At 46.5% G+C, this 15001-nt stretch carries 13 protein-coding genes; 4 read left to right on the plus strand and 9 right to left on the minus strand.

Annotated elements, in window-relative coordinates; genetic code table 11:
- The first annotated feature begins 92 nt into the window (after positions 1-92).
- Entirely contained in the window at positions 93-725 is a 633-nt protein-coding gene (locus LEPBO_RS0105820) for a DUF6391 domain-containing protein (RefSeq protein WP_017286601.1), read from the plus strand.
- On the opposite strand, the gene LEPBO_RS0105825 is transcribed toward LEPBO_RS0105820, so the two are convergent.
- Positions 722-1621: a 4-hydroxybenzoate solanesyltransferase gene (locus LEPBO_RS0105825; RefSeq protein ID WP_017286602.1), complete on the minus strand. Its 900-nt coding sequence runs from the start codon at positions 1619-1621 to the stop codon at positions 722-724. The genes LEPBO_RS0105820 and LEPBO_RS0105825 overlap by 4 nt on opposite strands.
- Positions 1622-1813: 192 nt before the next feature.
- On the opposite strand from LEPBO_RS0105825, the gene LEPBO_RS0105830 reads away from it, so the two are divergent.
- Positions 1814-3457, plus strand: a complete 1644-nt coding sequence (locus LEPBO_RS0105830; RefSeq protein ID WP_017286603.1) for a Ppx/GppA phosphatase family protein — start codon at positions 1814-1816, stop codon at positions 3455-3457.
- 143 nt (positions 3458-3600) lie between these two features.
- On the opposite strand, the gene LEPBO_RS0105835 is transcribed toward LEPBO_RS0105830, so the two are convergent.
- The 7 genes from LEPBO_RS0105835 to LEPBO_RS0105865 all read right to left on the minus strand — a co-directional run bounded on the left by LEPBO_RS0105835 (position 3601) and on the right by LEPBO_RS0105865 (position 11259).
- A complete protein-coding gene (locus tag LEPBO_RS0105835) occupies positions 3601-4254 on the minus strand; it encodes a PIG-L deacetylase family protein (RefSeq protein WP_017286604.1) in 654 nt (217 codons plus the stop codon).
- 23 nt (positions 4255-4277) lie between these two features.
- Positions 4278-5066 carry a glucose-1-phosphate cytidylyltransferase gene (locus LEPBO_RS0105840; RefSeq protein ID WP_017286605.1) on the minus strand — a complete coding sequence of 263 codons (789 nt, stop codon included), beginning with the start codon at positions 5064-5066 and terminating at the stop codon, positions 4278-4280.
- 26 nt (positions 5067-5092) lie between these two features.
- Positions 5093-6409 (minus strand): DUF4910 domain-containing protein, encoded by a 1317-nt coding sequence (locus tag LEPBO_RS0105845; protein ID WP_017286606.1) that lies wholly within the window; start codon positions 6407-6409, stop codon positions 5093-5095.
- A 5-nt stretch (positions 6410-6414) separates the two neighbouring features.
- On the minus strand, positions 6415-7320 hold the full coding sequence (locus tag LEPBO_RS0105850; protein WP_263970823.1) for a phytanoyl-CoA dioxygenase family protein: 906 nt from the start codon (positions 7318-7320) through the stop codon (positions 6415-6417).
- Positions 7321-7424: 104 nt separating this feature from the next.
- The gene (locus LEPBO_RS0105855; RefSeq protein ID WP_017286608.1) at positions 7425-8762 is read right to left on the minus strand and encodes a UDP-glucose dehydrogenase family protein; all 1338 of its coding nucleotides are present in this window, start codon (positions 8760-8762) and stop codon (positions 7425-7427) included.
- Positions 8762-9895, minus strand: a complete 1134-nt coding sequence (locus LEPBO_RS0105860; RefSeq protein WP_051077844.1) for an NAD-dependent epimerase/dehydratase family protein — start codon at positions 9893-9895, stop codon at positions 8762-8764. Before LEPBO_RS0105860 ends, LEPBO_RS0105855 begins: the two co-directional genes overlap by 1 nt.
- A gap of 131 nt (positions 9896-10026) precedes the next feature.
- Positions 10027-11259 carry a class I SAM-dependent methyltransferase gene (locus LEPBO_RS0105865; RefSeq protein WP_036044424.1) on the minus strand — a complete coding sequence of 411 codons (1233 nt, stop codon included), beginning with the start codon at positions 11257-11259 and terminating at the stop codon, positions 10027-10029.
- Positions 11260-11802: 543 nt separating this feature from the next.
- On the opposite strand from LEPBO_RS0105865, the gene LEPBO_RS0105870 reads away from it, so the two are divergent.
- A complete protein-coding gene (locus tag LEPBO_RS0105870; protein ID WP_017286611.1) occupies positions 11803-12618 on the plus strand; it encodes a VanZ family protein in 816 nt (271 codons plus the stop codon).
- Here LEPBO_RS0105870 and LEPBO_RS0105875 read toward each other — a convergent pair.
- Positions 12565-13524, minus strand: coding sequence for an inositol monophosphatase family protein (locus LEPBO_RS0105875; protein ID WP_017286612.1), 960 nt, complete (start codon positions 13522-13524; stop codon positions 12565-12567). The two genes, LEPBO_RS0105870 and LEPBO_RS0105875, sit on opposite strands and share 54 nt — an antisense overlap.
- A 524-nt stretch (positions 13525-14048) precedes the next feature.
- Here LEPBO_RS0105875 and LEPBO_RS0105880 point away from each other — a divergent pair.
- On the plus strand, positions 14049-14987 hold the full coding sequence (locus tag LEPBO_RS0105880; RefSeq protein ID WP_017286613.1) for an alpha/beta fold hydrolase: 939 nt from the start codon (positions 14049-14051) through the stop codon (positions 14985-14987).
- Positions 14988-15001: the final 14 nt, after the last annotated feature.

A 15001-nucleotide genomic window follows, 5' to 3' on the forward strand; every position in this document is an offset into this window, starting at 1 on the left:
CAACGATTTGCAACAGCCGCCCTGCAACTTCAGCAAACAAACGCTAGAGTTGAGACACTAACTTCTCTAGGATTGTCTGAAGTTGCTTTGTTATGACTGCAAATGCTTCTGAGTTCGATGAGTTTTTGAATTTTTTCCTCCCAACTCCTCAAGTGGCTCAAGACACTGAGTTGCTTAGGAAAATTGGATTTCTTCCAGGATTGAAAGAAATGCTGACGGTGCGCCAAGTTCATGCCCTAGAGCATGCCACTGTTTGGATTTTGAGTGGATTACCCGATCGGCGTAGCTCACCGCAAACTGATTGGGAAGACAATAGCGGTTTAGGCGGATTATCAACCGAGCAGGGATTTTATCTCTATGGGCAGGCGAACACGGTTGATGTCAGACGGGCTGTAAATCAAGCGTTGTCCCGAATTACGCATGGAGAATGGAATCTCGCAGTGCATCCACGTTGTGGAACAAATCTTTCAGTCGGGATGTTGTTAACGGCTGCGATCGCGTTTGGGTTCCATTTGGTATTGCCTCGCACGCCGATCGAGCAATTATTAGGATTCGGAGTGGCTGCAACGACTGCCGCACAACTAACCCCAGAGTTAGGACGCATCGTCCAGCAGTACATTACAACCGCAGTACCCTTTAACTTGAGGGTTCGAGAAGTTTCGAGCGTGCAGGACAGTTGGGGTCGTCCGGCTCACTTCGTTCGAGTTGAGTGGATTGATGTCTAGATTCCAGCAATCATGCCGCCTAAGAGAATAAAGCCGATCCAAACGTTCTGCTTGAAACTGAAAGCGTAAAACGAATGGGGGATTGTCGGTTGGGTGAGTTGATAAGATTGCCATGCCCAGGTGATCGCGCTGCACCCTAATGCGCTCCAGTACCAGACATTTAATCCCATTACTACACCGAGTTTCGCAAGAATTAATGCGGTTCCGACGTAGAAGGCAGCGATTGCGTAAGGCGCGTATCGACCGAAGAATAAGGCGCTTGATTTCACACCAATTCGTTTGTCGTCTTCGCGATCGGACATGGCATACACTGTGTCAAATCCCAACGTCCAGAGAATTGTTGCGCCCCAGAGCAACCACATCGGTTGAGTCAGACACACTAAATTTGATGTATCACGGCAACTGACCGCACTCCAACTAATCAGAACTGCAAACCCCCACGCGATCGATAACACTAACTGCGGGACTGGAAAAACTCGCTTCGCGGCTGGATACAGCAAAATGACCGGGACTGCGGCAACACACAGCCAGAATGTGAGTGGATTTAGAAAAACTGTTAATCCGGCAGCACACAAGAGTGAAATTAGCCCAACGCCAATTCCAACCTTGACAGAAAGTGCTCTTGAAGCCAAAGGACGATCGCGAGTCCGTTCGACATGCGGATCAATATTGCGATCCCAGAGATCATTTGCAACGCAACCTGCTGCACTGGTCGCTAAAGTTCCTAGAATAATAATGCCGACTAATAATGCCGGTGGTTTGCCTTGTGCAGCCAAGACCACAGCCCACAGAGCCGGAATCATTAAAATGAGTCGTCCTTCAGGCTTGTGCCAGCGTAGAAGTCGCGCAATCACGCGCCAAGTCGGTTCTGGAGATTGATTCGGCTGAGTCCACATAGAAAATTGGTCAATCGCAGGTCTATAAAAGAACTTAGCGCGGTTTTTGTGTAAAGATCCGCTGAATTGCTCAAGATTTGAGGTAAAACCTTAGTTTAGAAGTAGTTCGATCGCTTTTGTTCACGTCAGACGTTTGGTGTTCTCGCTCTTGCCTCTAATAGCCCTTTATTCGATCGCAGTACGTCTAGTCTCATGGTTAACTCCATCCCGAAACCCCAGAATAATCCGGTGACGCTTCCCATCATTCCTCCTGATCAAGACCGCATCCTCGCCGCAATCGATGTCGGAACGAATTCGATTCATATGGTGATTGCCCGCATTCAACCTCATTTACCTGCGTTTACGATTGTTGGACGAGAGAAAGCGACCGTGCGATTGGGAGATTTTTGTAAGAAAACGGGGGAATTGTCAGAAGAGGCAATGGATCGCGCAATGGCAGCCCTCCGACGATGTCAGGATGTCGCCAAAAGTGTGAACGCCGAACATGTGATTGCGGTCGCGACAAGTGCTGTCCGCGAAGCCCCGAATGGACAAGCATTTCTGCAACGAATTGAGAATGAGCTTGGACTTTGGGTCAATTTAATTTCCGGAGCGGAAGAGGCGAGGCGGATTTATCTCGGTGTGCTGTCGGGGATGAGCTTTGATAATCAGCCGCATGTGATTGTAGATATTGGGGGCGGTTCAACTGAGCTAATTTTGGGAGATGGACATGAGCCTCGCACCCTTAGTAGTACCAAGGTGGGCGCGGTTCGACTGACGGCTGAACATATCAAAACCGATCCAATTAGTTCAACTGAATTTTATGCGCTACAGGCTTATATTCGGGGCATGTTGGAACGATCGATTGAGGATCTCCAAGCCCATGTCAAACCTGGAGAACGTCTGCGTATGGTTGGAACGTCAGGCACGATCGAAACTTTAGTCGCACTCAATGCACGCGAGAAATTTGGCACAGTTCCAACTCCGTTGAATGGCTGCGAAATGTCCGTAAAAGATTTGCGCGACTGGGTGAATCGGTTACGGAAAATGAGTCTTTCAGAGCGTTTAGTCATTCCCGGATTAAATGAGCGGCGAGCAGAAATTATTTTGCCTGGAGCGATGATTCTGCTGGAAGTGATGATGCAATTAAAAGCGGACTCGATCGTCATCTGTGAGCGATCGCTGCGAGAAGGCGTGATTGTGGATTGGATGGTGGCACATGGGCTGATTGAAGATCGGCTACGCTATCAGAAATCGGTTCGCGAACGAAGTGTCTTCAAAACAGCACAGAAGTATCAGGTGAATCTAGCGCACAGCCAACGAGTTGCAGAATTTGCCCTAAGTTTATTTGATCAAACTCAGGGCAAACTGCATACTTGGGGCGAGGAAGAGCGAATTTTACTTTGGGCGGCTGCGATTCTACACAACTGCGGGCACCATGTTGGACATTCTTCGCATCACAAGCATTCTTACTATCTGATCCGACATGCCGAATTGTTAGGGTTTACGGAAATGGAGATTGAAACGATCGCAAATCTTGCTCGCTATCATCGTAAGAATGCACCTAAGAAACGTCATGAAACCTACCGAAATTTAACGAGCAAACACCATCGGCGAGTCGTTGAACAATTGCATTCATTGTTGCGTTTAGCAGTTGCCCTCGATCGCCGTCAAATCGGAGCCATTCAATCGATTGAATGTCGTTTTGATGCAGTTCAACGCAGTTTTCAGTTGCTTATCACCCCGACTCAAGCCGATGATCCTTGTTCGCTAGAATTGTGGAGTTTGGATTTCAAAAAAGGGGAGTTTGAGGCAGAATATCACGTCAAACTGACACCGATTTTGCAAGCAAATTAAGCAAATCAGTGAACAACTACATCTTGATAGTTATCAAATTGAGTCATCTTGCTTTTTTCAGTTTGATGAATACGATCGCAGAAAGTCGATAATCAATGACTATCAGGCTTTCTGCTTCATTTTAGATGTTCGCGAAAATGTGATCAAAACACTAACTTGCGACTGTAAAATGCCTCCGCAAACTTACTGGGCGCATTCGATTCAATGCCTCGGAGCCGCATGATGGCTTGGAACGTATCTTCAGTGAACCACTGACGTTTTTTCTGCGTTTCAAACACTTCCATCAGCGTTTGAATCTTGCGATTGCAAATTTCTTCGCTAACGGGAACGTAGAAATTTGGATTCCCAATATCCCCGTCATACTTGGGAATTTCGTATTCCAGAACGAAATGATTCCGATAGCTATTCCAAGTGAGATCGGAAATCACGCGGTGATCTTGGTGAGCATCATGCTTGTAGTGCGTCAGGATCAGATCGGGTGAAAATGCTTGGCTGAGTTCGTTAAAGTACTCCTTGATTTCAGTACCCACGAATGGAAAGAAACTGTTGCGGAAGTTTTTGACAACAATGTTCTCAACTTTCGCACCTGCTAAAAATCGATCTGCGCTCTCGAACGCTTCTTTCGATCGCACTTCGCTAGAGCTAAACACAACCCAGTAAAAGATTGCGTTCGGATACTCTTCGATTAGTTTCAAAATCGTGCCACCGCATCCGATTTCAATATCATCGCAGTGTGCGCCCAGACACAGAATCCGATATTCAGCGTCTTTTCCTCGATCGAACATCAACTTCAGCATTTTCACCTTCTCAGATTTGCAACTTAGAGCGTTTTTCGGGTCTTCCAAACTTCCCAGGGAGGATTCCCTTGAGAATACATATCATCCAAATTTTGCTTGTCTCTGAATGTATCCATACAAGTCCAGAAGCCATCATAGTTGTAAGCAACCAATTGCTCTTTCTCAATCAAGCGCTGGAATGGCTCAATCACTAGTTCCTCACCGGGCTGCATGTATTTAAAGATTTCGGTCTTGAGCGCGAAGAATCCACCATTGATGCGTAGATCCGCATTGTTCACATGTTCAATGCTCTTGACTAATCCATCTTCTTGAGTAGAGACAACGTGGAACGTCTGAGTCGGCTTCACAGAGAGAAAACTTGCAACTTTGTCATGTCGCATGAAGTGATCGATGAAGTCATCAAGCGGCAGGTTGCTAAGTCCATCGCTGTAGTTGGCTAAGAACATCTCTTCGCCTTCGAGATACTTTTCAACTGCTTTTAGGCGCTGTCCGATGTTAGAAGACAACCCAGTATCAACAAAGGTAATCCGCCAGTCGTGAATGTCACTCCCAATCATTTGAACTTGCTTGCCGCCTGCGGATAGCACGAAGTCATTGGAGAGGCATTCGTTGTAGTTCAAAAAGTACTCTTTGATATAGTCTGCTTTGTATCCCAGACAGAGAATGAAATCTTTGTGTCCATAGTGAGCATAGTATTTCATCAAATGCCACAAGATAGGACGATACCCGATGTTGACCATCGGTTTGGGAACTTTTTCCGAATAGTCTCTCAACCGAGTGCCTAGACCGCCACAAAACAAAACAACTTTCATGCAGATATCCCTCTTAATGAATTTTCTCAGTTAGCCGATTCCTTCAACAGATGAGTCTCGATCAACGCATCTGCGACTTGCTTAATCACGTCAAACTTAAATCCTGATCGCTCTGCAATGTCAAGCAATGAATGTTGTCCATCTGACAAATTCAATGTCCACAGTAATGCAAGCTCATTCAATCCAGTTCCAGAGGAACCTCCTATCGATCGATAGAGTCCCCGTTTACCGAGTTGAGGTTCACACTTCGGATTCTGGTTTACATAAATCTTATTGTGCTCTAAGACTGACAGCACTCCTAAGCATTTCACAAAGGAGTCTGCGAGGCATTCAGACTGGATAAAGTCCAAGTTGTCTGCCGAGGTATGGTACTCCGGGAACTTACTATTGGGCGATCGCATAAAGCAACCCACAGGCAAATTAAACCCGGGTGAGCAAAACTGCCGCTCATCATAGCCATAGGGCAAGAAATCGATAATGTTGTGATCCTGCTCCGAATGGCTCAGAACATGGGTGACAGCTCGATCGACTTCTGCATTTCCCTGCCGACTTTTCTTGTAGGTTGACTTGCCTGGATCGCCTAGACAACTCAGGACTAAACCATGCTTGATGCGATGGACTTGATCTTCGTTTTGACTCAACCAAGTAATTGACCCAATCGTGGCTGGAATGAAGATGAAGCGGTAGGAATAGCGGCGAGCAACCTCACTCAAGGCTTTAGCAAGATACACCGCGATCGCAATTCCTGAAAGATTGTCATTTGCTAAAGATGGATGGCAAGCATGACAAGAGACTAAGACTTCATCTTCGACTTCTCCAGGTAAGTAGTACTCCCCATAGGTTAAGTTTCCAGCGTCTAACGTTGAGTCAATACAAACCTCATACTGATCCTCTGGTAGGTCGAGCAACTGCTGATGAGTTAAGCAGAACCCCCAGGTATCTTTGTAGTAAGACGTACGATACGGAATCCAATCTGGATGCTCAGGCAAGCTAAATAGATGCGGTTTTAAGGCTTCCAGCGACATCGTTTCATGAACTGGAACACTGTAGTTCACAACATGCAGATTGTGCTGTTTAAAGTCAATGACGCGCTCCCCTTTAGAGTTTTTGACGTAAGCATCTCGGATATTCCATTCACGCGGGACTGTCCAATCAAACACTTGTGTTCCAGTGGGCACTTCATAACGCTTGAGTGGAATAAATTGCTCGATTTGACGCAACGTTTCTCGGAAGCCATCGCCCGTAATGCTACGACAGATGGGATATAACGTAGTCGCAAAGCGATGCAGATCTTCACCGATCGCTTGGGGATCAAGCACTGTTTTGAGGTCAGTAATATTCATTGGCTCTAATAGGCAGCGAGAGCAACAGGCGGTTGAAACACTAACTCGCCTTCAGGCGGAGGAGTATCTTCGTATAAGGCAACAACTTCTTCAGGCAGCTGAGCGAGATCTGTCGCTCGCATAAAGTCTCTGAGCGCAGTTCCAGTAGAAGCATTATCGATATTTGGTGCGCCTTGCTTGGCAATGAGATCATCGAGATGAACGGTTCTGAAATCGATACTAAAACGGGTGTGTCCAGAAGTATTTGGCACAGTTGAATGCATCTGTGCGCCAGAGAACAATAGAACTCCACCGACTTCGCACACTAGACGAACTTGTGGATCGATATCTACAAATTCTTCGGCACGAGGCTGAAAACGAGTGTCTTTCTTCACATGCTGAGCAGCATTCTTACGACCTGTATTGTTGTACTCGTAGTAGTTAAATCCACTAGAGCTATTTTTCACAGCCTGATTCCAGTATTTTGGATGGAATGCCATTGAGCTTTCTGACTCAAATTCATAGACTGGTAGCCACCAATTGACTTGGCTTGGAGGCGCACAGTACCAGGTATCTCTGTGAGGATGAAAAGGATATCCGACTCCTGCTGTGAGATAGGCGTGACTCGTAATGATTTTTAAGCGAGGTACATCAAAATATGTTTTCTCTAAGTCATAGCCATACTCTTCCAGAATCTTCTGAATGAGCTGCTTTGACTTGGGATGATGGATAAAACTAGGCTTAAGTGACGCAGCGATCGCGACAAATTCTTCGACGCTTAACTGATGTTGTGCTTGAGTCGGATCGAGTGGAGCGAATGCCGCTGCAATCATTTGACGCGCATGTTCACAGAGCGCCAACATGCTAGGGCGAGGAGAGTAAAGAAATAGCTGACCATTGTAAAGGCGATCGCGTCTAACTTCGTCACTCACCGGGGAATCGAAATAAACGGTGTGCATAAGGGTTCCTTACTTCAATTGTAACCAGGGTCAATCCTTGATCGAGCGATTATCTTGATCAAGGATTGCTGTCTTGCTTAAAGTCCAATGCCTTCGTATCGTTGGATCGAATTCTTATCCAACATTCGGCGACCATCCACAAAGACGGGCTGTGGATCAAATTGAGCAATCAGTTCGGGAACGGCTTTGAACTCATCCCAACGAGTCACAAGCACGATCGCATCAACATTCTCAAGGACTTCTTTCAAGCTATTGCAAAGTTCAGCCTCTTCTGGGCGGATCAACTTTGCTGCTTCTGAATTTGCAACCGGATCATAAGCTTTGAGGGATGCATTCTGTGCTTTGAGTGCTTTGATCAAGGGAATTGCAGGCGTTTCGCGCATGTCATTCGTATTCGGTCTAAATGACAGACCAAGAATTGCAATCTTCACTCCATCGAGTGACGGAAAATGCTTGTTCAATCGGGCAATGACTTGCTGCGGTTGAGATTGATTGACTTGAATGACTGCATCTAACAAGGGCATCAGACTTTGATACTTCTCACCATGAGCGATCAAAGCTTTCACATCTTTGGGGAGACAGCTTCCACCAAATCCGCAGCCTGCGGCGAGGAAGCTAGTAATGGGCGGAACAACACGCTCGCCATTCGGCAGCACGGTCGTCAAGTAACGACTGTTATGGACGCCTTTCATGACTTCCACAATGTCGGTGTTGCCAATTGCAGAACACAGATTACCAACTTCATTCGAGAAAGAGATCAACAGCGCCAACAATGAGTTTGACGTGTATTTGATCATCTCTGCGGTGGAGTTGTTCGTTCTTAAGCGATCGACATTCTCAAACCCCGTATAGAGTGCGTCTAGCATATCGATGCTTTGTTCATCAATCCCGCCGAGCACAATCCGATCCGGGTACATAAAATCGTCGATCGCTTCACCTTCGGTGAGAAATTCCGGGTTCATTCCCACACCAAAGTCAACACCAGCTTTCTTACCTGAAGCGGCTTCGAGAATCGGGAGAACCACTTGATCAGTTGTTCCAGGCACAACAGTACTTTTGACAACGACTAAGTGATAAGTCGATTTATCCTTGAGTGCTTCTCCAATCTGCTGAGCGACTTGCTTCACGTAAGTCAGATCGACCTCTTTACCGTCAAATGGAGTTCCCACAGCAATGAGTGAAAGATCTGTGTCGAGAATCGCTTGGCGGAAATCAGTCGTGGCTTTGAGCCGAGTGTGAATGTTGCGCTCTAATAGTTCATTCAATCCAGGCTCATAGAAGGGAGAAACGCCCTGATTGATCTGGTCTACTTTTGATTGATCGACATCAACACAGAATACTTGATGTCCTTTCTCTGCAAAGCAAACGCCTGAAACTAAGCCAACATAACCTGTTCCAATAATTGAAACTTGCATTATGCATCCTCCGCTTCTTGATTGCCTTCGTACCAAATCAGCGATCGACGTAGTCCTTCTTCAATTCCGATCGTTGGATTGTAGCCGAGATGAGTTCTTGCTTTCTCAATGACAGGACAACGGCGAACCGGATTGTCAACCAGATAGTCCTTGTCTTCGCTCACTTTGCGAATCACTTGACCTTCGTATCCAAACAGTTCTTTCGAGAGCGCAACGACTCTTTCAGCGAGTTCTAGAACTGAGATTTCAGGGGTTTCGATTCCGATATTGTAAGCTTCGCCTGCGTGACCTTTGACGAGAACTTTGTAGTAACCCGTGATCGAATCAGCCGAATAACAAAAGGTACGCTTTGGTGAACCATCCGAAAGCATCGTGATATCTCGACCACTGAAGACATCGCGTGCAAAGTCGGGAAGTAAACGTCGATCGGTAATTTTCAAGCCAGGTCCGTAGTTGTTGAACGGACGGGCAGATTTAATCGGTAATCCGTACTGTTGAGCAAAGTTCACACACAGCGTTTCGCCATAGCGCTTCGCTTCGTCATAGCAGGCACGAGGTCCCGTACAGGAAACATTCCCCCGGTAGTCTTCAGGAGTTGGGATGTTCTCTGGAGTCGGATCGCCGTAAATCTCACTGCTCGAGAAGAATAGAAATCCGCCAACTTCTTTACCTTGATCCTTCTGATTTTTGAAGTATTCCAGCAGATTGCGAAGTCCGTTGACGTTGGCATCCATGGTGCCGATTGGATCTCGGCGGTAGAACGTGGGAGACGCAATCGAAGCTGCATGAATGATGTACTGGAAGTCGCCCATATCTGCGGGCAACGGTTGAGTCATATCATGCTTGAGTAAGGTCAAAGTTGGATCATCTTTGAGATCCGTTAGCCAAGTCGGAACGCCTCGTGAATAGTTATCGTAGACTGTGAGGCGAATTTGCTGGGCTGATTCTTGCTTCTGGTTCCAATGTAAAACGGCTTGGACAAAATAGTAACCTAAGAAGCCTGCACCACCGGTAATGAGTAGATTCTTGCCTGCCATCGTGCCAAACTCTTCAGTGAGGTTGCCACAGATATAGTCAAGGTCTTGAGCGATGATGTCTTTCGTACGGAGTCGGGTTTGGGTTGGGTTAGTCATTAGTTTCTCTTCGTTGAGGCTCGCGCCTACACTACTTCCACTCATAAATCGATTTGAACAACGGTAGAACTCAAAGCTCATCAAGAACACAAGACTGGCAAAACTCGCATCAAAACTCACACCCAAAAGTGCTAGGCGTAAATTTTGACTTCAGGAATAGGAACCACGAACTGACCGCCCCATTCACGAATGTAAGAGACTTGCTCCATCACTTCGTCTTTGACGTTCCAGGGAAGAATCAACAGATAATCGGGTTTTGTTTCTCGGATCTTGTCCGGAGAGTAGATGGGGATATGGGTTCCAGGCGTGTATTTACCTTGCTTATAGGGATTGCGATCGACCGTGTAGTCCAGAAAATCAGTCCGGATACCACAGTAGTTGAGCAAGGTGTTTCCTTTTCCAGGCGCACCATATCCTGCAATGCTCTTCCCTTTCTGCTTGGCAGTGATCAAGAATTCCAGTAATTTGCGCTTGGTTTCTTTGACTTGTTCTGTGAAATGAGAATAGGTTTCGAGTTTGTCGAATCCAGCGGTTTTCTCACGTTCTAACAGTTCAGTCACACGATCGCTAATCGGCTTCGATTCGTCGTCGGTGTGGCGCGCGTAAATCCGCAGCGATCCACCGTGAATTGGGATTTCTTGCACATCAAACAATGTCAGCCCGTGGAATGCAAAAATGCGATTTACCGCCATGAAGGACAAATACGAGAAATGCTCGTGGTAAATCGTGTCAAATTGATTCTCTTCCATCAGCCGCATCAGATGCGGAAACTCCATTGTGATAACGCCGTCTGGCTTCAGCATAATCTTCATGCCACCGACAAAATCATTAATGTCGGGAACATGTGCCAAAACATTGTTACCTAGAAGCAAATCAGCTTTGCCGTCGGCAGCAAGTTCGGTTGCAGTCTGCACACCGAAGAACTTGTTGACTACGGGAATGCCTTTGTCTTTTGCAACTTGCGAGACGTTGACTGCAGGTTCAACGCCTAATACGGGAATGCCTTTTTTGTGGAAATACTGCAACAGATATCCATCATTGCTGGCAATCTCAACCACTTTACTCTGAGCATTGAAGCCGAAGCGCTCAACCATTAGATCGCTATAATCGCTGGCATTCTTGAGCAGCGCATCAACATAGGACGAAAAATAAGCGTACTCAGTAAAGATGTCCTGGGGACTCACGAACTCCTGCAATTGCACTAGAAAGCAATTCTCACAAACATAAGTATGGAGTGGGTAAAACGGCTCCATCTCGTTTAATTGCTCAGGAGTGATATGGGTTTGGCACAGTGGCGACATTCCCAAATCAACGAACGTATGATGCAGTGGTGAACCACAAAACCGACAACTCGAACTACTCATAAACTTTCTGCACCTCACGGCATCAGGACGCTAAAATCACAGTCCATTGAGCTTGACCTCGATCAGAACTTATGGACTCAAGCAGACGGTGCCCCTGGTTGACGTTGTAATTATCGTCTGAAGGTTGGCTGAGTCAAGTCTCTACCATCTCTGCATAATTTTCCAGTATTTCTACGTAATCTTTATCCAAACTTGGTCATCTTTACTTAAACAAAATAGAGGTGCAAAAAATTCCATTTGGGTGATTGAATAGGGAGTGAAATTGGGCAATCGTGCAAGGGTGCCTCAAATTTGAATCCATGTAGATTACTGACAATTCAGTAGAAAATTCACTCATTCTTGTGATTGAGATCATGTAAACCCTATGCTATGTCCGCACTGACATTGCAGTCTCAAAAAGTTTCGCTACAGTAGATGGACAAGATTGATTTGATCCTGAACGGAATACTGTCTGCCGAGCATGAAGAGAGTGAGAGCACTCGGTTTGCCGATTAGAAAAATCTCCAAATTCTATCAACAGTCACGCACGATCGCTTTGAGACTATGAGCAATTCTTCTTCCCATCGTTCGATTTTTATTACGCTAAGTAGTGTTTTACTCGTTTTGCTGGTAACGCTATTGCCGTTTAATTTCACAGCAGAAGGAGTGACATTCAGAAGCGCAATGCGCAGTTTTTTTCAGCATGCAAGTGGCTTCAGCGATATTGTCGGCAATGTTTTTCTATTTATGCCATTTGGAATTGATTTAGCTTACGAATTGCGTCAGCGAAGATTCAGACCAAAAGCAACATTTTTACTCGTTGTGATCTTGAGTACAGCGCTGTCTCTTCTGGTAGAAACGCTGCAAGTTTTTCTACCGTGGCGGGCATCGAGTTGGATTGATATTTGTACAAATACAGCTGGTGGCGCAATTGGAGCAGCGATTTATCTGGCTTGGCAGCACATGTTCCCCAACGGATCGCGTGCGATCGCAAAACAGATTCGTCACTGGCTCTCACCCAGAATGTTGATGGTTTTGTCCGTGCTCTGGTTCGTTGCGACGGCCGGACTGTTCCTTGTATTGGAGCAAACCGTCCAGATTGCCACGTGGGATTTCTCACTGGCATCGATGTTTATCTTCTACAGCGCATTTTTCATCCCGCTCGGAATTTTACTGGCGATGATTACGAATGTTCTGAAACATGAGCCAAAGCTGTATTTGATGCTAGCGAGTGCCGGGATTGTTTTGCCTGCCATCATGATGGAGGTACTCCTGCGGGGCACAGACTTGAGAAAAACAAATTTGGTGATGAGTGTCACGATCTCTCTATTCACCCTGCTGGTTGTCCGGGGTCGTTTGGGACATCTGCTGCGCTATTGATGCCAGCACTGCTGCATGAATTTCACCTGAACTCGCGATGATGCCACGATTCTCAATCAGTTGGGCGGAGACCGAAAAATTGAGGGGGTTGCCGTCCATGTCGGTGACCCGTCCCCCCGCTTCTTCGACAATGATGGCACCCGCTGCATGATCCCAAATGTTCTCTCGATAGTTCGGCTTTTCTTTCCAAGGTAGTCTCATGTAGAGTCCAGCGTGACCGGATGCGATCGCACCATATTTTGCCTGACTATCCATCTGAAGCGATGGAGTTGTGAATCCAATCGATCGAGCAATCCTGCGCTGTAACTCTGGGTCACCGTGGCTGGTTTCTACACTTTCAGCAAGACGGAAATTTGGCGTATCTAAAGCTGAGAGCGTGCGAGATGCGCCAGTTTCGAGGGAAATTCGGCGCGTACCTTGACCCCGAATTGCCACAAATAGGCAGCCCTCTTCAAACGCAGGACAGGACAGGACACCGACTTTGACTTCGCCGGATTCAATCAAGGCGATCGCAATCGCATACTGCTGATTTCTCAAAAAACCTTTCGTTCCATCGATCGGATCAAGTGTCCAAAATCGTTCTTCGACTTTGCCCTGTCCCAAATCGATCCAGTCCAAGATTTGATCCGGAGTTGCATTAGGAATGAGCTTCTGAACGGCACTAAATTGGGTCGGAGATTGACGCAAAAGGGCAGAGGATTCTTCTGCCACGATCGCATCCTGCGGAAAATGTTCAGCGAGGAATCGGCAAATGATCGCCTGCGATCCAAAATCCGCGATCGTGACAGGAGACTGATCGAGCTTTTCTAAACTTGTCAACTGGATCGAGTGCTGCACGTGTTTGCACAGAATCGTTGCTTGTTTGGCGGCAGCGATCGCAATGTCTGCCTCGTAGATGTACTGCATTAGTTTTTTCTAATCCGTAGTGCTGATCGCTAAATTTCGGAGGTCAAATCGGAGATTATCAGAAAATTCATTAAACTCAGTCCTAATGCTCGACGATTTATCTGGATCAATACGAGATTAAGACGCGAAATTTTCGCCATCTGGTCAGACATCTGGTCAGAAAAGCCATGAAATTCTCCGTACAAACTAAGACGAATCCTCAAATGTAGTGAAGACTAGACGAAAGCCGTAGAATCTCCCAGAATCAGTGATCAGACGACTGTTAGAAAGATTAGAGGTTACGAGCGATCTGACAATTTACGAAGGCAAAATGCTTAGGTTTCTAAGTTGGTTGCACTTCTCTCATGATTGATGAGACACAGTAGAAAGCAAATTCTCAACGAGTTTAGCGATAACTGTTGCCACGATCGCAGAAAGTTTCACTCAATTACTCCTATTCGATTCGGGTAGTCTACAAAATTTGATGTAGGCTGCCTTTTTTGTTGGACAATAGAGGACTGAGTTAGCGGCTGAGGCAGTTTTGCATGAGCGAATATCCCCCAACAGATACGATCGAGTGTCCTGAACTGCGAGAGCATCGCTGGAGTTGGAAAGGGAAGGCGCTAACGTTGGCATATGAGGTGGTGGGGGAAGGGCAGCCCATTTTGTTGCTTCCGGCATTAAGTTCGGTGTCGAGTCGGGCGGAGATGCGCGGCTTAGCGAAACAGTTGGCGGGAAATTATCAGGTTTATACGATCGACTGGATTGGATTCGGGGAGTCGTCGCGTCCGGCAGTTGCTTATACACCTGCTTTATATGAGGCATGTTTGCGAAATTTTGTGCAGGCAATGTTTCCTGATCCAGTGGTTGTCATTGCCGCAGGTCATTCAGCAGGGTATGTGATGGAGTTAGCACAGCGGCAGCCGCCTTGGGAATGGGTGGTGTTGGTATGCCCAACCTGGCGAGGTCCATTGCCAACTGCGATGGGGGAACATCGTTGGGTATATCGGATTTTGCAAAAATTGGTTGGGCTGCCGTTGATTGGACAGTTTTTGTATTTTCTGAATACGACTCGTGGATTTCTAAGAATGATGTATCAGCGGCATGTGTTTGCAGATCCGCAGAACATTACGCCGGAACTGATTGAGCAAAAGTGGAAGACGACACGGGCGAAGCGATCGAGATTTGCCTCAGCCGCATTTGTCACGGGAGGACTCGATCGCGCCAAGTCGCGTGAGGATTGGTTTAGCTGGTTTCAGCCCTTGCCTGTACCTGTGATGATGGTGATTGGGGAAAACATGCCTGCAAAATCTCGTCAAGAAGTGGAAGTCTTAGCACATTTTTCAGGCGTGCAAGTTTATCGAATGCCGGGATCACTTGGATTGCATGAAGAGTATCCAGAACAGTTGGCGGTGGGGATTTTAGGATTTTTGGAGAAGTATCGATCGAGAAGAAGAACCAGAAATCCTCAGATTGATTTTTAAAAATAAAAAACCCT

It is taken from the genome of Leptolyngbya boryana PCC 6306, from assembly GCF_000353285.1.
In the GTDB taxonomy this organism is placed as follows: domain Bacteria; phylum Cyanobacteriota; class Cyanobacteriia; order Leptolyngbyales; family Leptolyngbyaceae; genus Leptolyngbya; species Leptolyngbya boryana.